16 protein-coding genes are annotated in these 20276 nt (G+C 43.8%); 11 read left to right on the top strand and 5 right to left on the bottom strand.

Going from position 1 to position 20276, the window contains the following annotated elements:
• The first annotated feature begins 51 nt into the window (after positions 1-51).
• The 4 genes from CYCME_RS08765 to CYCME_RS08750 all read left to right on the top strand — a co-directional run bounded on the left by CYCME_RS08765 (position 52) and on the right by CYCME_RS08750 (position 7609).
• Positions 52-1299 carry an efflux RND transporter periplasmic adaptor subunit gene (locus CYCME_RS08765; RefSeq protein WP_016389604.1) on the top strand — a complete coding sequence of 416 codons (1248 nt, stop codon included), beginning with the start codon at positions 52-54 and terminating at the stop codon, positions 1297-1299.
• A gap of 25 nt (positions 1300-1324) precedes the next feature.
• A complete protein-coding gene (locus CYCME_RS08760; protein WP_020932790.1) occupies positions 1325-4444 on the top strand; it encodes an efflux RND transporter permease subunit in 3120 nt (1039 codons plus the stop codon).
• A gap of 992 nt (positions 4445-5436) precedes the next feature.
• Entirely contained in the window at positions 5437-6219 is a 783-nt protein-coding gene (locus CYCME_RS08755) for a 3-hydroxybutyrate dehydrogenase (protein ID WP_020932789.1), read from the top strand.
• A gap of 292 nt (positions 6220-6511) precedes the next feature.
• Positions 6512-7609, top strand: coding sequence for a patatin-like phospholipase family protein (locus CYCME_RS08750; protein WP_020932788.1), 1098 nt, complete (start codon positions 6512-6514; stop codon positions 7607-7609).
• Between the two features lie 368 nt (positions 7610-7977).
• Here CYCME_RS08750 and hypE read toward each other — a convergent pair whose 3' ends face one another.
• Genes hypE through hypF form a run of 4 tightly spaced genes read right to left on the bottom strand, consistent with a single transcriptional unit; the run spans position 7978 to position 12680 of the window.
• Positions 7978-9033, bottom strand: a complete 1056-nt coding sequence (gene hypE, locus CYCME_RS08740; RefSeq protein ID WP_015005592.1) for a hydrogenase expression/formation protein HypE — start codon at positions 9031-9033, stop codon at positions 7978-7980.
• Positions 9030-10142, bottom strand: a complete 1113-nt coding sequence (gene hypD, locus CYCME_RS08735) for a hydrogenase formation protein HypD (RefSeq protein WP_020932787.1) — start codon at positions 10140-10142, stop codon at positions 9030-9032. The genes hypE and hypD overlap by 4 nt, the downstream gene beginning before the upstream one ends.
• Before the next feature lie 5 nt (positions 10143-10147).
• Entirely contained in the window at positions 10148-10384 is a 237-nt protein-coding gene (locus CYCME_RS08730) for a HypC/HybG/HupF family hydrogenase formation chaperone (protein WP_020932786.1), read from the bottom strand.
• A complete protein-coding gene (hypF, locus tag CYCME_RS08725) occupies positions 10362-12680 on the bottom strand; it encodes a carbamoyltransferase HypF (RefSeq protein WP_020932785.1) in 2319 nt (772 codons plus the stop codon). Before hypF ends, CYCME_RS08730 begins: the two co-directional genes overlap by 23 nt.
• A gap of 74 nt (positions 12681-12754) precedes the next feature.
• Here hypF and CYCME_RS08720 point away from each other — a divergent pair, with 74 nt between their 5' ends.
• From CYCME_RS08720 to hypB, 7 genes are read left to right on the top strand one after another with little or no spacing between them, the layout of a single operon-like run.
• Positions 12755-14539 (top strand): NAD(P)H-dependent oxidoreductase subunit E, encoded by a 1785-nt coding sequence (locus CYCME_RS08720; RefSeq protein WP_223253179.1) that lies wholly within the window; start codon positions 12755-12757, stop codon positions 14537-14539.
• Positions 14536-15258 carry a 2Fe-2S iron-sulfur cluster-binding protein gene (locus CYCME_RS08715; RefSeq protein ID WP_020932783.1) on the top strand — a complete coding sequence of 241 codons (723 nt, stop codon included), beginning with the start codon at positions 14536-14538 and terminating at the stop codon, positions 15256-15258. The genes CYCME_RS08720 and CYCME_RS08715 overlap by 4 nt, the downstream gene beginning before the upstream one ends.
• Positions 15242-15781: an NADP oxidoreductase gene (locus CYCME_RS08710; protein ID WP_015005598.1), complete on the top strand. Its 540-nt coding sequence runs from the start codon at positions 15242-15244 to the stop codon at positions 15779-15781. The genes CYCME_RS08715 and CYCME_RS08710 overlap by 17 nt, the downstream gene beginning before the upstream one ends.
• Positions 15782-15796: 15 nt before the next feature.
• A complete protein-coding gene (locus CYCME_RS08705) occupies positions 15797-17290 on the top strand; it encodes a Ni/Fe hydrogenase subunit alpha (RefSeq protein ID WP_020932782.1) in 1494 nt (497 codons plus the stop codon).
• Positions 17283-17792 (top strand): hydrogenase maturation protease, encoded by a 510-nt coding sequence (locus tag CYCME_RS08700; RefSeq protein ID WP_020932781.1) that lies wholly within the window; start codon positions 17283-17285, stop codon positions 17790-17792. Before CYCME_RS08705 ends, CYCME_RS08700 begins: the two co-directional genes overlap by 8 nt.
• Positions 17785-18126, top strand: a complete 342-nt coding sequence (hypA, locus tag CYCME_RS08695) for a hydrogenase maturation nickel metallochaperone HypA (protein ID WP_020932780.1) — start codon at positions 17785-17787, stop codon at positions 18124-18126. The genes CYCME_RS08700 and hypA overlap by 8 nt, the downstream gene beginning before the upstream one ends.
• Positions 18127-18135: 9 nt before the next feature.
• Positions 18136-18879: a hydrogenase nickel incorporation protein HypB gene (hypB, locus tag CYCME_RS08690; protein ID WP_015005602.1), complete on the top strand. Its 744-nt coding sequence runs from the start codon at positions 18136-18138 to the stop codon at positions 18877-18879.
• A 128-nt stretch (positions 18880-19007) separates the two neighbouring features.
• Here hypB and CYCME_RS08685 read toward each other — a convergent pair whose 3' ends face one another.
• On the bottom strand, positions 19008-20270 hold the full coding sequence (locus tag CYCME_RS08685; RefSeq protein ID WP_015005603.1) for an MgtC/SapB family protein: 1263 nt from the start codon (positions 20268-20270) through the stop codon (positions 19008-19010).
• Between the last annotated feature and the right edge of the window lie 6 nt (positions 20271-20276).

Here is a 20276-nt window from a genome sequence, read left to right as displayed (position 1 = left end):
TCAGGTTCTTCCGTACTACGCACTTAAAACATTAATTAATAGAGGAAAGAAATGAAGAAGAAATCACTATTGCGCCCTGTAACTTTTGGGCTTGTATTGTGGACAGTTGTAATGCTCTTAGTGACGACCTCAATATCGGCAGTTGCCGCTAAAAATACTGTAGAAGAGGCGGAGCCAGAAAAAGGCCCACATGGAGGGCGTCTATTAAAACAAGAGGGGTTTGTTATTGAACTATCTATTTTTGAAAAAGGTGTGCCGCCAGAGTTTCGTGTTTGGATAACAAATAACGAAAAAGCAGTACCCCCCGAGGCTGTTTCCTTAACCGTGGAACTCATTCGCTTAGGCGATGTTGTGGATGTAATTAATTTTAAACCACAGGGTGATTTTTTACGTGGTGATCTGGAAATTTACGAACCCCACTCTTTTGTTGTAAGGATTAATGCGAGCTATCAAGACAAGAGTTATCAATGGAAGTACGATAATTTTGAAGGACGCACGTCAATTGAGGCACAAGTCGCAAAAGCCATGAATATACAAACAGAGGTTGCAGGCCAAGCAACGCTTTCTGAGGTAATACATGTATTTGGTCGTATAGAGCCAGCACAGAATGCTCAGCGTCAAATTATGGCGCGTTTTGATGGGCAGATAAAATCGATGCCTGTGAGCCTTGGGCAACCAGTAAAAACGGGCGATGTGCTCGTTAGAGTTGAAAGTAATGAGAGTTTGAAACCCTACTCGATTACGTCGCCCATAGATGGTGTTGTTGCGATAAAAAATGCGAATGTTGGCGAACAAACTGCTGGGCGTGTCCTGTTGTCCGTTACTAATTTACAAGATTTAACGGCAGAATTTTCGGTGTTCTCATCGGATCGTGGGAAAGTTCTCCTTGGTGCTCCTGTGACCATTAGTGTAAACGGAGTTGAAAAGAACTTAATAGGAGAGGTGGTATCTTTTGGTAGCACTGTTCAAAGCAACCAATCCACGATCGTGCGTGTCTCAATAGATAATACTTCTGGCCGTTATTTACCAGGTCAATATGCGACGGGGAGTATAGAGGTGGATCGATACTCTGTTCCTTTGGCGGTTAAACGAGCCGGGCTTCAGGCCTTTCGAGATTTTACTGTTGTTTATGCCAAAGTTGGCGAGCAGTATGAAGTGAGAATGCTCGAGTTAGGGCGAGAAGCAGGGGAATGGGTTGAGGTTTTAGGTGGCTTAGATGTGGGTACTGAATACGTGACACAAAACAGCTTTATCATTAAAGCTGATATTGAAAAGTCCGGCGCGTCTCACGACCACTAACGATAACCACATTTAGGGGATTCCCATGCTCGAATATCTTATTAAGTTTTCTATTCAGCGGCGCGCCTTAATTATGGTTGCCGTTGTTGTTTTAAGCGCACTTGGTTTATGGAACTTTACGAAGTTACCTATTGATGCCGTTCCTGATATAACAAACGTTCAGGTTATGATTAATACTGAGGCTGCAGGTTATACGCCGTTAGAGGTTGAGCAGCGTGTGACTTTTCCTATCGAAACGGCTATGGCTGGGTTGCCGAACCTCCAATATACGCGTTCAGTCTCTCGTTATGGGTTATCACAAGTCACAGTTATTTTTAGCGACGAGACAGATATTTATTTCGCTCGCCAGTTAGTTGGTGAACGTTTGTCGAGTGTGAAATCTAATTTACCTCGTTTACTTGAGCCAGAGCTTGGGCCTCTATCTACAGGCTTAGGTGAAATTTTTATGTTTACGGTAGATGCTGAGCCAGGTGCATTAAATCAAGATGGGTCATTGGTTTCACCTACAGACTTACGTTCCGTCCATGATTGGATTATCCGTCCGCAATTGTTGCGCGTGCCTGGTGTTGTTGAGGTTAACCCAATTGGTGGTTATAAGCGGGAGGTATTGGTCGCTATTGAGCCAGAAAAGCTTCTAGCGTTTCAACTTACACAAGCGGATGTTATTGGTGCAATTCAAAATAACAATCAAAATCGCGGTGTTGGTTTCGTCGAGCACAACGGTTCACAGTGGTTGCTACGTGTTCCTGGTCAGCGTGCAAAGGTGGCGGAGCTAGGTGAATTACTAATACGCAGTGATAACGGTATTCCTATTAGGATAAAAGATGTAGCTAGCATCGAAGAAGGCAAGGAGCTGCGAACAGGCGCCGCGACGCAAAATGGTAGAGAAGTTGTCATGAGTACAGTGTTTATGTTGATGGGTGAAAACAGTCGCACAGTGGCTGAAGCCGTTGCTAAAAAACTCGAGGAAATTAAGAAAGGCCTGCCGGAAGGTATTTCGGCTACAGCCGTATACGACCGTACAGGGTTAGTTGATAAAACACTAAAAACCGTGCAAACAAACTTACTTGAAGGGGCATTGCTAGTTATTGTTATTTTATTTTTTCTGCTGGGTAATGTTCGAGCTGCTTTACTTACTGCAGCTGTTATCCCCATTGCTATGTTAATGACAATAACAGGTATGGTACACGCAGGTGTAAGCGCAAATTTAATGAGCTTAGGTGCATTGGATTTTGGGTTGCTTGTAGACGGTGCGATCATTATTGTTGAAAACTGCTTACGTCGATTAAGTCATGCTTCATCTGATAATAAGAGGATGGCTATCGGGGAGCGTTTTGATATTGTATTTAATGCTACTGGCGAAGTTATTCGCCCTGCCTTATTTGGTGTGTTTATTATTACAGCAGTTTATTTGCCAATATTCGCACTAAGCGGTGTTGAGGGAAAAATGTTTCACCCTATGGCATTAACGGTGGTGATTGCACTGGGGTGCGCAATTGTGCTTTCAATTACGTTCGTTCCCGCCTGTGTAGCATTATTTTTTCGCAAGCCTATTGAAGAGAAAGACAGTGCAATTATTCGAGTTACACGATCAGTATATGAGCCTTTATTAACACTAGCGCTAAAGGCTCGCTGGTTAGTTGTTGGGTGTGCTGTGGTTTTAGTGTTGGCTTCTGCTTTACAGGCAACGCGGCTAGGTAGTGAGTTTGTTCCGAATCTAGATGAGGGCGATATTGCTATGCATGCGTTACGCATACCAGGTACCTCTTTAACTCAATCAATAGAATTACAAAAAGTGCTAGAAGAAAAGATTACAGAACTGCCCGAAGTTGCTCGCATTTTTTCGAAAATAGGCACGCCTGATGTAGCCACGGACCCGATGCCGCCGAGTGTCGCCGATACATTTATTATGCTAAAACCGAGAGGTGAATGGCCGGATCCGAATAAGATGAAATCACAAGTAGTAGAAGAATTAGCTGCATTGGTTGAGCCCATACCTGGTAATCGCTACGAATTTCTTCAGCCTATTCAAATGCGCTTTAATGAATTGCTATCAGGTGTACGGGCAGAGCTAGCCATTAAGGTATATGGTGATGACTTTGAACAGCTGCAGGCTTTGGGGGGTGAGATTGAGAGGGCTATTGCGAAAGTAGAGGGTATTGCCGATATTCAAATGGAAAAAATTACAGGCTTACCTATCATGACCATGCAACCAAAGCTGGATGTACTTGCACAATACGGGGTATCACTAAGTGATTTACAAGATCAGTTGGCCATTGCATTGGGCGGTGAAGTTGCCGGGCAGTTTTATGAAGGTGATCGGCGGAGCGATATTGTTGTACGTCTACCTGAGCAGCGTCGTACTGATATGGATCGTTTACGGTACTTACCCATTCATCTGTCCAGTACGGAAGCGGTGCCCCTACAGGAGCTTGCAACATTAGAGTTAGTGGAGGGATTCAATCAGGTAAATCGTGAAAATGGAAAACGACGAATAGTTGTTACAGCTAATGTACGGGGGCGTGATTTGGGATCATTTGTTTTAGATGTCCAGTCAGCCATTAATGAATCAGTGGAAGTGCCTTCAGGTTATTGGGTGGAGTATGGTGGTACTTATCAAAAGCTTCAGTCTGCATCGAAACGTTTAACATTGGTTGTACCTATTACATTGATCATGATTATTGGCTTGTTGTTTCTAGCTTTAGGTTCCTTTAAAGATGCCATGATTATTTTTACTGGCGTACCTTTAGCACTAACGGGTGGCGTTTTATTTCTTGTAATGCGTGATATTCCATTTTCTATCTCGGCCGCAGTAGGCTTTATTGCTTTGTCTGGTATTGCTATCCTCAATGGCTTGGTCATGGTGTCATTCATTCGAGAGTTAATACAGGAAGGGTTTACTGTAGAAAAAGCGGTGATTGAAGGTGCATTAACACGTTTGCGACCAGTTATAACCACAGCACTTGTGGCTTCTCTTGGCTTTGTTCCTATGGCGTTAAATACGGGGATTGGTTCAGAGGTGCAGCGACCTTTAGCGACGGTTGTTATCGGTGGCATAATATCCTCGACTTTACTTACTCTGTTTGTATTACCGGTGCTTTATCGCTTATTACATAAAGATGTACCGTTAACGGAAAACGTTTAGATTTAAAATATTCACGTGGTTATCAATATTGATAACCACGTGAAAAAATCGTGTTAGATTTTTTAGTCGTTGTGTTCAATTCGCAATGTAATTACACTATTTGAAATGCTTTTTTCATAAAACAAATAAACGTACGCAATTCCTGTGGTTAGTTTTTCTTTCCATTGCATTACTATGTAACCAAGGAATGAAGCTTCATTTGCATGGCATTGATGAACCACATCATGCTCATCAATCAATTCCCGCAGAACACGAGCATATAACGCTATCTAACTTAGACTCTTTAAATGCTCTGTCTCACTAGACCACTAGGACCAGAAGGTTGCTAAATTGATCTGAGCCAAAATGGTGTCTTGAAAAATCTTACAAGCAAAGTGCCTGTACTGGCTTTCTTGGTTTTTATAACATTATTACTTCGTAAGAGGCAGAGGGTGTGCAAAGCCCGTTAAGCAACTTATAGACACTGCAACAGTGTTAGCATATCTAGCTAACTAATTGTCGGTACAAATGAGGAAGCGGGTTGTAGTTGAAGTGTCTTATCATGTGCTTAAGTTTTTTGATACAGCCAAATTCTTTTTAATATCAACTGCTAAATAAGTTATCTACGATTGTAGGTCTGATTTTTAGTTAAGCATGAATCGTGGTTAGACCATTTTAGTTGGTACTTAACAAATTCAAATAATTATGGCTATAAGATGCTAGTTATTAAGACTGGTGCTCTAAGTGGTTCGTTATTCCTCTGTAGTTACGTTATTGGGCTTTTTGGCTAGGAAAGCCTTTATTAAGAATATCAGGTAGTCTATTTGCAAGGGCCATTAATAGTATTCCCACCACAGAGGCAGGAGGATAGGTTAGTTGTAGCGTAATAAATTTTATACAGGACTTGAACTGTGTTGTGTCACAATGTTATTAGATTTATTGTCTTTTTTGATTAAAAAGGGGTGGGTCTTAGGCAATAGAGACTGTTCACTAAACAACAGTAGGGTAGATAAATGGATTTGAAAGGAAAAGCAGCGATAATAACCGGTTCAACATCGGGAATTGGTTTAGGCATTGCGCAGGGGTTTGCAGCGCAAGGCATTAATATTATGTTGAATGGGTTTGGTGATTCGGTTGAGATTGAAAAAGAACGGCAGGCGATTGAAAACCAAGGGGTTAAGTGTATCTATAATGATGCTGATATGACCCAACCGGATGAAATAACAGCCATGGTCGAAGAGGCTATGAAGGTTTTTGGTTCTATTGACATTGTTGTTAATAATGCGGGAATTCAGCACGTTGCACCCGTTGAAGAATTTTCGCCTGAGAAGTGGGATAGCATTATAGCGATCAATATGTCCTCAAGTTTTCATACCGTACGTGCCGCTATTCCGCATATGAAAAGACAAGGTTGGGGGCGAATTATTAATATAGCATCGGCACATGGACTTATTGCATCGCCTTTTAAATCGGCATACGTTACCGCTAAGCATGGTGTTTTGGGGTTTACAAAAACAATTGCCTTAGAAGTGGCGGAAGACAATATTACTTGTAATGCTATTTGCCCGGGTTACGTATTAACTCCATTAGTTGAAAAACAAATTCCGGATACGGCTAAGGCTCGTGGTATTAGTGAGGAAGAAGTAAAACGAGACGTTATTTTATCGGCGCAATGGACTAAGAAATTTGTAACTGTTGAGGAGTTAGCAGGGACGTCTTTATTTTTGTGTTCGGAACACGCTGAGAATATTACAGGTACACATATATCGGTCGATGGTGGTTGGACGGCTGGCTAAGTCACTCTATTGAGGTAATAAGGTGAATACTAGAGATATTTTAAGTTTACTTTCGATGCCGCTTGCATCGCCGAATTACCCAAAGGGCCGTATCGTTTTATTGATCGCGAGTATTTGATTATTACGTATGAGTCAGGCCCTGCTTGTTTGCAACTCATTCCACATGTAAAGGCACCCGTAACTGATCTGCCTGTTAAACAAGTTATTGGGGGCATGTAGATCTAACACTACCATATGGACGTGTAATACATGACTACATGGGCTCTAAATAATCTATTAACTGAGGAATTCCATGACGCAAAAAAGCAGTAAAGTAGAAAAGACAATCAACCTTGCGCTTCAGGGCGGGGGAGCACACGGTGCATTTACTTGGGGTGTGTTAGATAAACTATTAGAAGATGGTCGTATTGGCATTGATTGCATCTGTGCAACCAGTGCCGGAACGATGAATGCCTGCGTGTTAGCGTCGGGGATGCAGCAAGGCGGTCCTGAGAAAGCGCGTGAGAGTTTGCATAATTTTTGGTGGCGCATTTCAGAGGAAGGTAAAGCCTTCAAGCCAATGAAAAAATGGGCTCTAGATAAATATATGCCATGGAAAGTGCCTGATGCATTGAATTTTATGGTTACAGACTTCATGTCGCGGATCTTTTCACCGCATCAACTTAACCCATTTGATATAAACCCTCTGCGTGATGTATTGGCCGATACGGTCGATTTTGAAGCGCTAAATAATAGCAGTGACATTAAATTGTTTATCAGTACAACGCATGTCCATAGTGGCAGAGTACGGGTATTCAATACCAAAGATGTCACATTAGATGTAGCTATGGCATCCGCTTGTCTACCATTGATATATAAAGCGGTGTCGATAGACGATGAAGACTATTGGGACGGTGGTTATGTTGGAAACCCTGCCTTGTTTCCTCTGTTCTATAAAACGGATAGCAGAGATTTGTTGATTGTGCATATTAACCCCATCAACCGTTTTAGCACGCCTACAACATCGGCAGAAATTGTTAGCCGCATTAATGAAATTAGCTTTAACTCATCACTATTATCAGAAATGCGTGCGATAGCCTTCGTGAAAAAATTACTCGAACACGATATGCTCAAAGATGAGCATAAAGGCAATTTTAAGGATATTCTCGTACATTCTGTTCGGGCAGATGAGGCATTAAAAGACTTATCACTGAGTAGTAAGTACAGTTCAGATTGGGATTTTTTAACCTCTCTGCGTGATAAGGGTCGAGCAGAAATGTCTTTATGGTTGGAACAAAATTTTGATGCAATAGGCGTTAATGACTCTGTGGATTTGCATAAGACCTTTCTCAATTCGAATACAAAAATATTTGAAGATGAAAATGGTCGGCATAGACACGAGAATAAGTAAGAAAGCATTTATTCATTACTACGGAAGCCTCCAAAATAAGCTGAGCAAGTAACATGCTAAAAAGCTAATCAGCGTTTTGCATGCCCCCAATGCTCGTTACTCCCTTTGTGAAACTTTGTAGTGGCCGGTTTTTTGGTGGGGATTTTTTTGCAGTGCCTTTAACTGATCAGTTGGGCCTTGTAATAACGAGGTGTTTTTCCTGTCTTGTCTGGAGAAGTCGTGGGTGTACGAAGAGTATCGAGATCGGTTTATTAATCTTTATATTGAATAGCTTTAAGAAAGCCCGTTCCGGTATGCAAGAAGGTAGTAGAAGCGGTTATCAGAGCAATGCTTTTATGGTGAGCCTCAAGTTAACGACAGCTTGATCATTAACATATTCTAGGCAGTTGCGAGCCACTTAGCAGTTGCAAAATACGTGTTGTACCAATTCGGTTTTTTATTGTAACCATGGCCTGAGAGCCCTTGTGTACGTTACCGATAACGGCGGCTTGTTTTCCTAAAGGGTGAGCGTGCATTATGGCTAATGCTTGAGCAGCTTGGGCTGATGGTAATATGCTAATAAAACGTCCTTCATTGGCAACATAGTACGGGTCTAGGCCAAGTACTTCACAAACACTACGCACGGGATCGGCAATGGCGATAGCGGTTTCGTCAAGCATGATTTGTTTGTTAGCGGCAGTGCTAATTTCAATTAAGGCAGTGGCTAATCCTCCCCGAGTTAAATCACGCATACAGTGAATGTCAATGCCGCTATCAAGCAATAATTTGACCAGTCCAGATAGGTCAGCGCAATCACTTTCCAGAGTTTGTTCGAGTTTAAAACCTTCTCTTTGCGCCATAATGGCGATGCCATGGCGACCAATATCGCCATTAATAATAACAACATCATCATGCTGTAGCATGCTTGGGGAGAGGCTCATGGCTGTATCTAGCACGCCGATGCCACTGGTATTGATGTACAGCCCGTCGCCTTTTCCTTTCTCAACGACTTTGGTGTCGCCAGTTACAATGTTAACGCCAGCCGCTTTGGCTTGGTGGCTCATGGAGTGGATAATTTTTTGCAAGGAATCAATAGCAAAGCCTTCTTCAATGATTAAACCACAACTTAAAAATAACGGTCGAGCGCCACTCATTGCCAAATCATTTAATGTGCCGCAAACCGCCAGTTTGCCGATGTCACCTCCGGGAAAAAATAGGGGGTTAACCACGTAGGAGTCAGTGGTAAAAGACAAACGCTCACTATTGATAGCCAGCACAGCGCTATCATTTTTTTCATTGAGTGCAGGGTTGTCGAATTCAGCCAGCATGAGTTTGTCGATGAGTGACTGTGTCAATTGACCGCCACCACCATGCGCCATCACTATTTTGTCATACAGGCCAATAGGTAGGGGGCAGGCGTCTTCTGAATTATCCGTTTTACTCACTGGCTAATGTTCTCCGTAATACTTTGCTGACGACGGTAGGCGTAATAAGCGGCGCAGGCACCTTCAGCGGAAACCATGGTGGCACCTAAAGGGGTTTCTGGCGTGCAGCGGCTAGCAAACTCTGGGCATTGTGATGGTTTGATAATACCTTGTAACACCTTACCGCTTAGACATTGCTCGTGTTCTTGTGTGTTGATATGTGCGATTTGAAAGTAATTTTCTGCATCAAAAGCAGCGTAATCTGCACTGAGCTCAAAACCACTCATCGGGATATCACCAAGTCCTCGCCATGAACGAGTAACCGGTTTAAAAATTCGATTAACTATCTGTTGCGCGGTGGTATTACCTGATGCTTGGACGGCCCGAGCATATTGATTTTCAACTGTTACCTGACCTTGTTCTAATTGGGTAATACACAACAAAATTCCTTGCAGAATATCGACGGGTTCAAAACCAGTAACGACAATCGGCACCTGATATTTCTCAGTAATGGGTAAATATTCCTGATAGCCCATCACCACACAGACATTGCCTGCGGCGAGAAACCCTTGCACTTTATTTTCTGCTGATGAGAGTATCGCTTCCATAGCCGGAGGAACGCGAACGTGTGACACCAGCAATTTGAAATTTTTTAAACCCATTTGTTGCGCCTGATATACGCTCATGGCGGTCGTTGGAATAGTGGTTTCAAAACCAATGGCAAAAAACACCACCTGCTTATCAGGGTGCTGTTGAGCGATCGTGACCGCTTCTAAAGGCGAATAGACTGTTCGCACATCGCCACCTTCGGCTTTGACGGTCATTAAATCTTTTGTTGAGCCGGGTACGCGAAGCATATCGCCAAAGGTGCAAAAGATAACGTGATTCAAGGCCGCTATGCCGATTGCCTTATCAATGGCTTGCAATGGGGTAACGCAAACAGGACAGCCAGGGCCATGAATGAGGTTAATATCGCTTGGCAGTAGTTGATCAATACCGTATTTCATGATCGCATGTGTTTGACCACCGCATAATTCCATAATGGTCCAAGGGCGTGTGCAGGTATTCCTTATCGCTGTTGCCAATAACTCAACATGTGGCTGATGTCGAAAATCATCAATATATTTCACTGAACTTAGTCCTGTGCGCTTTTCAGGTCATCAAGGTTGGCCAAGGTGGCAAGTGCTTCTTCTTCATCTAGCAGGTTAATGGCAAAGCCTGCATGCACAATCACATAGTTATTTTCTTTCGCTTCAGGCACCAGAGCGAGGCTTACAGTGGTCACTAGCCCTGAAAAACTGACATCCCCTGTACGAGTGTAAATGTCTTCACCTGAAATGGAGATGATTTTACCGGGAATTGCCAAGCACATTATGTGTTCCTCTATTAGATGCGGCGAGTAATTGACCAAGCGCTAAGCCGCCATCATTACACGGTAGTTTTTGTTGCCAGTAGACCTTAATGTCAAGGGCTGATAAGCGGCGGATGAGCGTTTCGCTTAGGTAGCGGTTTTGAAAGCTGCCTCCGCTTAATATTACTCTTTTTTGTCCTGATTTGTGTGTCATATCAACCATCATTTCTACTAGCGTGTTATGAAATTTACATGCAATGAGTGGTTTGGGCACGGCGTTGTTCAAATCATCAATAATATCGCTCAGTAGCGGTTGCCAGTCAAATCTGGTCAATTCTTTGTTTTGCTGCCATAACACGCGATAGTAGTCGTCACTTGCTGTTGCGGCGAAACATTGTTCTAAACGCTGTGCAGCTTGGCCCTCATAGCTTGAAACCTGGCATAAATCGAGCAAACTGGCGACACAGTCAAATAGCCGGCCAAGACTAGAACTGCGCGGGGAGTTGATTCGCCTGTTGAGCATAGGCTGTAACAGTGCTTTTTCTTCCTCGGTGAAGGCTGATATGGGAGCGAGTGACGTGTGTTCAAATACCCTGTCACCCATGTATTCCCATAATATTGCCAATGCTGATCGACGTGGCTCTTTGATGGCAATAGCGCCACCTAATAGAGAAAATGTCCGCAAGCTGGCGATGCGTGAAATGCTTGACGATGGATCCAAGGTGAAAAACTCGCCACCCCACAGGGTGTCATTATCACCCAGTCCATTGCCATCGCAAACAATGCCCAACAGCGGTGGTTTAATAGCATGTTCTGCCATACATGACAGTAGGTGGGCGTGATGATGTTGTACGCTAACAGTCGGTAAATGGAGCGATTTAGCATAATGGCTGCTGGCATACTCAGGGTGTTGATCATGAGCAATCAGCTCGGGGTGGTATTCAAGCAATTGCGATAAATCAGCAATATTGTGTTTAAAACCAGTGATGCTCTCAAGGCTTTCAAGGTCACCATTGTGTTGACTGATCATGGCGTAATCACCATTACTAATGGCAAAGGTGTTTTTTAAATGTCCACCAACGGCCAATGTAGGCCTTTGCGGGTGTTGAGCAGATTGATTATCCGCTAGTTTTATTGTGATAGGCGCATAGCCTCTAGCCGCACGTAGCAATGTTGCTTCGTTATGAATGGTTTGTACAACAGAATCATCAACGGGTCGTAGAATAGGGCGATTATGAATAAGAAAAAGGTCAGCGATATTAGCTAGCCGGTCTAGTGCTTGTTGATTATCAATACAGATCGGTTCGTTACAAAGGTTGCCGCTAGTAGTAACAAGAGGGAAAGGTAAATATCTAAGCAGTAAATGATGCAAAGGCGAGCAGGGTAGCATGATGCCAATGCGGGTATTGTCAGGCGCGACTCCTTCAGCCAAGGTGGAACACGCGATTAATTTATCCATTAACACAATCGGAGCAGCTGCTGAAAGTAGCAGCTTTTTTTCCAGTGCTGAGGGTGTGGCGATGGTGTCGACTTGGGCAATGTCTCGGCACATCAGCGCAAATGGTTTCTCAGGACGTGATTTATGGAGTCGTAATTGTTCAATACTGGCCTGAAGGCTCGCATTTGCTAACAGTTGAAAGCCGCCAATCCCTTTCAGCGCGATAATTTTACCCTTAGTTAATGCCGCTGACGCTTGCTTGATAGCCGTTATATTGTCAGCAAGGTATTTACCTTGATGGGTTAATAACTCAACAGTGGGGCCACAATCTGGGCAAGCAATAGTTTGCGCATGAAAACGACGATCGCTAGGGTTCTCATATTCATGCTGGCATGCCTGACACAAAGGAAACGTGTGCATTGCTGTGCGTTCACGATCATAAGGTAATGCGTTAATAATGCTATAGCGAGGGCCACATTGGCTGCAACTGGTAAATGCATACTGATAGCGACGATTGCTTGGGTCAAGCAGCTCATCGATGCAGGCGGGGCAGGTAGCAATATCGGGTGAAATAAACATCGAGTGTTGCTGACCGGCACTGTTGCGTAATTCAAATTGTTGATAACCGCAGACAGGTAGATTAGTTATAGTTAATGATTCTATTTTGCTGTTGATAGGAGGTTTTTTTTGCAGTGTTTCAATAAATGCCTCTAACGCGCTTGGTGAGCCTTCAATATCCACCGTTACACCATCACCGGTATTGCTGGCCCATCCCTTCAGTGCTAATTGGCTGGCTTGCCGGTAGATAAAGGGACGAAAACCAACACCTTGAATTATGCCTGTGACTTGTAGTTTTTTTCTGTTAATCTGAATGCTCATGGTGTTTCCATACTATCGAACTATGGACTTGGAATGAAATCAAATTTGTGCAGGTTTAATCGCTTTGGAAAGAGATGATGGAAACCAAAATCAGTACAATTATTGATGAGCATGCGGCTGACCCCGCACGGCTGATTGATATTTTACAGGCCTTGCAAAACCACTTTGGCTTTCTTTCGACAGATACCGTTGAACAAACAGCGCATCTTCTGAATATTCCCCGTAGCCAAATTCATAGCGTTATCGAATTTTATAGTTTCCTACATTCAGAACCCGTTGGGACTTACCGCATTCTGTTAAGTGATTGTATTATTGATACCTTACATGGTTTCCAAACAGTAATGGATGCATTTTGTCAGAAGCTTGATATTCAGCCAGAGACCATTCGCAGTGATGGCAAAGTGAGCATTGCGACCACCTCGTGCACCGGCTTTTGTGATCAGGGTCCCGCAGCACTTATCAACGGTATTGCAGTGGTCGCATTAGATGCCGATCGCGTTGAGCGGATTGTTAATTTTATCGAAAGGGGTGTGCCAATCAGTGAGTGGCCAGCTGATTTTTTTCACAATGAAGATAATATTCAGCAACACGGCTTTTTATTAAAACAAGGTGTTGAAGCTGGGTCGGCCATTGAGGCCTTGTTAGATCGTGGCATTGAACATATCTTAAATGAGTTAGAACAGTCTGGCTTACGTGGCTGTGGTGGTGCAGGGTTTCCTACGGTGAATAAATGGCGTTTTTGTCGACAGATCGAAGCTGATGCACATTATGTGGTTTGTAATGCAGATGAAGGTGAGCCAGGTACCTTCAAAGACCGTGTTTTGCTGAATAATTATGCCGATCAAGTGATCGAAGGGATGACGCTGTGCGGGCGCATTATTGGTGCCTCTCAAGGCTTTATTTATTTGCGTGGAGAATATCTTTTTCTGCGACAAAAATTACAACAGATCATTGATCAACGTAGACAAAATAACTGGTTGGGGCAAGCCATTGCTGGTGTCGAAGGCTTTGATTTTGATATAGAGATTCGCATGGGTGCAGGGGCATATATTTGTGGTGAAGAATCCGCCTTGCTCGAGTCGCTGGAAGGTAAGCGTGGTGTCCCACGGATAAGGCCGCCTTTTCCTGTTACGCATGGTTATCTTGATAAACCGACGGTCATCAATAATGTAGAAACATTTGCCTCAGCGGCGAAAATAGCGCTAGCAGGCGCTTCATCTTATAATCAGGTCGGTACGGAAGACTCTCCCGGAAGCCGCTTGCTAAGTATTTCTGGCGATTGTGCTCGCCCAGGTATTTATGAATACCCTTTTGGCACGACGATTAAACAGATCCTTATTGATTGTGGTGCTAGCCATACACGTTGTGTGCAAGTGGGTGGGCCATCGGGAGCACTGGTGGCGAACACCGATTTTCAGCGTCAGATTAGCTTTGAAGATTTGCCAACAGGTGGTTCATTTATGATCTTTAATGACAGCCGTGATCCTTTAGCAATTGCGACTAATTTTGCTCATTTCTTTGCCCACGAAAGTTGTGGCTTTTGCACACCGTGTCGGGTGGGCACAACGTTGGTGAAAAACAGACTCGATAAGGTAGTCAAAGGCTTGGGGAGTGAGAATGATCTTGCGGAATTAAAAAAACTAAGTCATTTGGTTCAGCATTACAGCCATTGTGGCTTGGGGCAAACGGCAACCAACCCAGTAATGGACTCATTGACTCATTTCCCCGAGCACTATCAGGCCAAGGTTAAAGATCAGCCGTTTACCCCTGCCATTGATCTTGAACAGGCTTTACAGCAAGCGCGTGTGCTGACCGGTAGAACGGATGCGGATGCCCATCTGGAGCAATTTAACGAATGAAAACGCTGTCGATAATGATTGATGGGCAACAGGTTCCTTTCCAGCAAGGTCAGACGATTATTGAGGCTGCGTCAGCGGCCGGAATTTATATTCCTCACCTGTGTTACCAGCCTGAGTTTGCACCCCATGGTAGCTGTAAGGTGTGTGCTGTTAAGGTGAATGGTCGGGCTTGCTCGGCCTGTACAACGCCAGCGAGTGAGGGCCAAGTGGTCGATAATAATAGCGATGAAATGAATGCTTCGCGTCGCAGCATTACACAAATGTTGTTTGTTGAGGGTAATCATTTATGTCCTTCGTGCGAAAAGAGTGGCGATTGTGAGTTACAAGCGCTGGCTTATCATTTAAAAATGTTCGATGCTCATTTTCCTCATTTGTTTCCCCTGCGTGAAATAGATGCCTCACACGCCGATATTATGTTGGATCGAGATCGCTGTATTTTTTGTGAATTATGTGTCCGAGCAAGTCGCGATGTTGACCAAAAAAATGTGTTTGCGATCAGTGGACGAGGTATTGAGAGCGAATTGATTGTTAATTCCCCGTCAGGGACATTACACGACAGCGACCTTGATGTGAACGATAAAGCGGCCCACGTTTGCCCAGTAGGGGCGATTTTAATTAAAAGAAAAGCATTTGATGTGCCCATCGGTGAACGTACTTATGACAAAAAGAGCATTGATGGAACAGAGCTGAATAAGGTGGAAAATGACCGCCAAAATTAGTATCGCTACAACATCACTGGCTGGTTGTTTCGGTTGTCATATGTCCTTGTTGGACATTGATGAGCGTATAACCGGTTTGGCGGAAGTGGCGGTGTTTGATCGTTCGCCATTGACTGATATAAAAAATTGTCATCATTCAGATATAGGCTTGATAGAAGGTGGGGTCTGCAATGCGGAAAATGTGCATGTATTACGAGAATTTCGAAAAAACTGTAAGACCTTGATTGCTGTTGGAGCCTGCGCCATTAATGGCGGGCTGCCGGCATTGCGCAATAAGATATCGCTAAAAGAATGTCTTGAAGAGTCGTATATTGATGGGCTTGGCGTAGTGAATCCGCAAATCCCTAATGACCCAGAACTGCCTTTGTTATTAGACAAGGTTTATCCGGTTCATGAAATCGTCAAGGTTGATTATTCGCTACCAGGCTGCCCACCATCAGCTGATGCGATATGGACATTTATTACCGATTTACTTGCAGGGCGCGAACCGACCTTGCCAGGCGAACTAATGCATTATGATTAATGAGATGTTGAACTTATGAGCACGACAGACCAGCAAGCATCTAATTCGGAGTCACTGCGACGAGTTGTTATTGACCCTGTTAGCCGTGTAGAAGGGCATGGCAAGGTTACGTTACTGTTAGATGAAAACAATCATGTCGCGCAAGCGCGCTTACATATTGTTGAATTCAGGGGCTTTGAGCGTTTTATTCGAGGCCGCCCCTACTGGGAGCTACCGGTTTTAGTGCAACGTTTATGTGGAATTTGCCCTGTTAGCCATCATTTAGCTGCGGCAAAAGCCATTGATCAATTAGTCGGTGTGGATCAACTAACGCCTTCGGCAGAAAAGCTGCGTAAGTTGCTACACTTCGGCCAGGTGTTACAGTCACATGCGTTACACTTTTTTTATTTAGCCTCACCTGACTTGCTATTTGGTTTTAGCAGTGACAAAAGTAAACGCAATATCCTTGGTTTATTAGCTGACTACCCTGAACTTAGCATGCAGGGCATTAAACTGCGAAAATTTGGTCAAGAAGTGATTCGGATTGTTACTGGTAAACGCATACATGGAACGGGGGCTATTGCAGGTGGAATGAATAAATCATTAACGCCTGATGAGGTTAATTATTTACTGAATGATATTGATGATGTTATTGAGTGGAGTAAGGCAGCGGTTAAGTTAGCGGCTGATATTCATTTAGCGGATGTCCCTTTTAACAATGAATTTGCCACCATCAAAAGTGGCTTTATGGGGTTGACCGGCTCTTCTGGTGAGTTGGAGCTTTATCATGGCGGTTTACGCGGTATAGATCGTAACGGTCATCCTGTGTTCGACCATTTTGATTACCGTCATTATCATCAAGTGATCCACGAGGAAGTGAAGCCGTGGACTTATATGAAGTTTCCATTTTTTGAGTCATTAGGTGTAGATGATGGCTGGTACCGTGTTGGACCCTTAGCCCGAGTTAACTTGTGTGACCTCATTACTACGCCTGCTGCTGAGCAGGCGCGTGTGGCATTTAAAGCTCAAGCAGGGGCTGATGCGATGGGAATGGTACAAAGCTCACTCGCTTTTCATTGGGCCAGAATGATTGAAATTCTTCATTGCGCCGAATCAATTAAAGCACTGTTGCATGACGCCGACTTGCAGGGGAAAGATTTAGTTGTTACGGGTGAAAAACGGTTGGAAGGTATCGGGGTGATTGAAGCACCGCGTGGCACCTTGTTTCATCATTATGAAATTAACGAAGATGATATTGTGACAAAAGCCAATCTAATCGTTTCAACCACGAGCAATAACCAGGCAATGAATGAATCTGTGCGGCAGGTTGCCGCCCGTTATTTGGATGGTCAGGAACTGACAGAAGGGCTGTTAAATTATATCGAAGTAGCCATTCGTGCTTATGATCCTTGCTTGTCTTGCGCCACTCATGCTCTTGGTAAAATGCCATTACAGGTGGAGTTACGCGATGTTGAAGGAAAGTTATTACAGCAACTGGTTAAAAATAGTCAGGGTGAAGTAAGTGGCTAAGCTGCTGATTATTGGTTATGGCAACCCAGCGCGTGGTGATGATGCCTTGGGGCCTTTAGTTGCCGAGCATATTGAATCGCTTAAGTCGTTAAGACATTGGCAACATATCGATGTGTTAACGGCGTACCAATTACAAATAGAAAACGTCATGGACTTGGTCGATTATCAAACCGTATTGTTTATTGATGCAGATAGCCAAATCAATAGCCCCTATCTTCTAACGCGTTGTCAGCCTGAAGTCGGGCAAAGCTATACCTCGCACGCATTGACACCGGATGCGTTGTTAGCGGTTTACCAGCAGGTGTATAAAACAGCACCACCAGCCTGTTATTTATTGAAAATGGCTGGTTATGCATTTGAGTTAGGTCAGCCATTGTCGTCTATAGCCACTGAGAACCTACGGTTAGCAAAGGACTTTGTTGAGCACTGTTGTCAACGGTCAGAGCAAAGCGTGCTATTTGATGATCATGAAATGATGGAGCTTAGTACTGCTTATGCATGAACTATCGTTGTTAGAGGGTGTACTAAGCATTATTGAGGATAATGCAGACACTCAGGGCTACACATCAGTAAAAAAAGTGTGTTTAGAAATTGGAGCGCTTTCGTGTGTTGAGCCAGAGGCATTGCGATTTGGTTTTGATATAGTGATGAAAAATAGCGTAGCCGACGGCGCGACTCTGGATATTGTAACCATGCCAGGGCAGGCAATATGCCAACAATGTGGTTGCGAAACAAAAGTTTTTGAACTACATACGCCTTGTCCCGACTGCCAATCCTTTAGCTTGGATATCCAGTCTGGACTGGAGATGCGAGTGAGAGACTTGATTGTTAATTAGGAGAGATTTATGTGTACCACTTGTGGCTGCGGTTCGACTGAAACAGTAAACCATCAACATACTAGCAAAGAGAATGCAACTGATACGGCTGATCTTCGATTGGTGCAATTAGAAAAGGATGTGCTGGGAAAAAACAAACGCTATGCAGCAAAAAATAGACAGTATTTACAGCAACATGAGATTTTTGCATTGAATATTATCTCCAGTCCAGGCTCTGGTAAAACTTCATTATTAACGGCAACGATTGATGCGTTGAAAGATCAGCTGGACATTAATGTGATTGAAGGCGATCAGAGCAGTCAACTGGATGCTGAGCGCATTCGCAATTCTGGCGCGAAGGCTATTCAGATTAATACCGGTAAGGGTTGTCACTTGGATGCTCATCAGGTGGGGCATGCCATTGAGGACTTAAACCCAGCAGATAAAGGCGTGTTATTTATCGAAAATGTAGGCAATCTGGTCTGTCCGGCACCATTTGATCTTGGCGAGGCCTACAAGGTCGTTATGCTGTCAGTAACCGAAGGCGAAGACAAACCGCTTAAATACCCAGATATTTTTTATGCAGCGGATTTGATGATCATTAATAAAACTGATCTGTTGCCCTATGTTGATTTCAATATGGATAAATGTGTCGAATACGCTAAGCAGATCAATCCGAACTTAATAATTATTGAACTCTCAGCGACAAAGGGCGATGGTTTAAGCGAGTGGGTGCAATGGATCAAGGCGCAACTAACATTAAAGGCTGTTTAGGCGCGTCACTGAAATTTATAACGAACATTGTGCATAACCCACAGTAGATGATTAAAACAATCAATTTTAATATTATTTAGCAGAACCTGTTGGAGAAGAGGCTAGAGCACCAATCACAAGAAAACTCATCACATTAGCCAAGCAGTTGTAAGTCCAACTGCAGACGCAGCCAATAATGGCAGTAGAACGCGCATCCCCAGCCCCGGGCCGCCAATAAAGCTGGCTAATAATGCTTTAACAAGCGTGTTTGACGATGCAGCAATAACAATGCCCAATGCGGCGAGGTTGACTGATAAATCGGTGGTACTCATTCTAGACAGTGCCAGGTTAATCGGGTCCACATCGGCAATGCCCGATATCATTGCCATCAAATAAATACCCGCTTCACCAAAATAATCAATCGCTGCCTTACTTAACAAGATGACGAGCACCAATAAAGCGCCGAAAAACAGTGCAGATTTTAGCTCTAGTGGATTAATCAAATGGGTCATCTTAGCGGGTGTCTGAGCGGCTTTTTTATGCCAGATGACAAGTGATGATAATAAAACCACAGCCATCATAACTGACATGGGAACCAGTAGTTTACTGAACAGCGCTGGATTGATAAGGCTAGAAACCAATAGAACACGAGGAAACATGGTGCCACAGGCAAGTAAGATACCTGCCGCTAGCAGGTTCCTCATGGTCTCTTGCTTTTGGGATAACCGAGCATAATGCAAGGTCAAGGCAGTGGATGATGCCATACCTGCTGCTAGTGCAGTTAAGATGACCCCTCTGCTTGGCCCAGCTATCTTCATCGCAAAATAACCGCTGAATGAAATGCTTGCGATGAGAACAACCATCCACCATATTTCATAGGGATTTAAAGCTTGCCAAGGCCCATAACCACGGTCGGGGAGGATAGGCAGAAGAACGACAGAAATAAGAAGAAGTTGCAAAGCGGCATGCAGTTCCTTTTTTTCTAGTTTTTTTAACCAGCCATGTAATGCCTCTTTATATCGTAATAATATTGCTGTCAGTACAGCGATAGATGCTGCCAGATCTACATGCTCTAGGGTAGCAAATACGCCCAATATAAAGGTCAGCAGCATTGTAATGAGGCTGGTAATGCTGGCATCTTCGCTATTGTTTCGCTGCACTGTATAGGCCGTTGCTACGGTGATAGAGAATCCCAAAAAAATAAAACCTAATACCATTGCATCAAGGTACTGTGACAGCAAACCAGCTCCGCCACCCAGAAGCCCTGTCAGACCATATGTTCGCAGGCCAGCTATCCTTTCACCGTCTTTTGCTTCACGGGATTTCCAGCCACGTTCGGCACCGATAAGAAGACCTATAGCTAGCGCTATGCCCATAAGCGTTATCTGTTTAGCATCAACAAAACCGTTCACTTTTTT

This window comes from Cycloclasticus zancles 78-ME (genome assembly GCF_000442595.1).
Taxonomy (GTDB): Bacteria; Pseudomonadota; Gammaproteobacteria; order Methylococcales; family Cycloclasticaceae; genus Cycloclasticus; species Cycloclasticus pugetii.
Note: the sequence above shows the minus strand (reverse complement) of the source record. Positions and strands in the feature narration are given on the sequence as shown.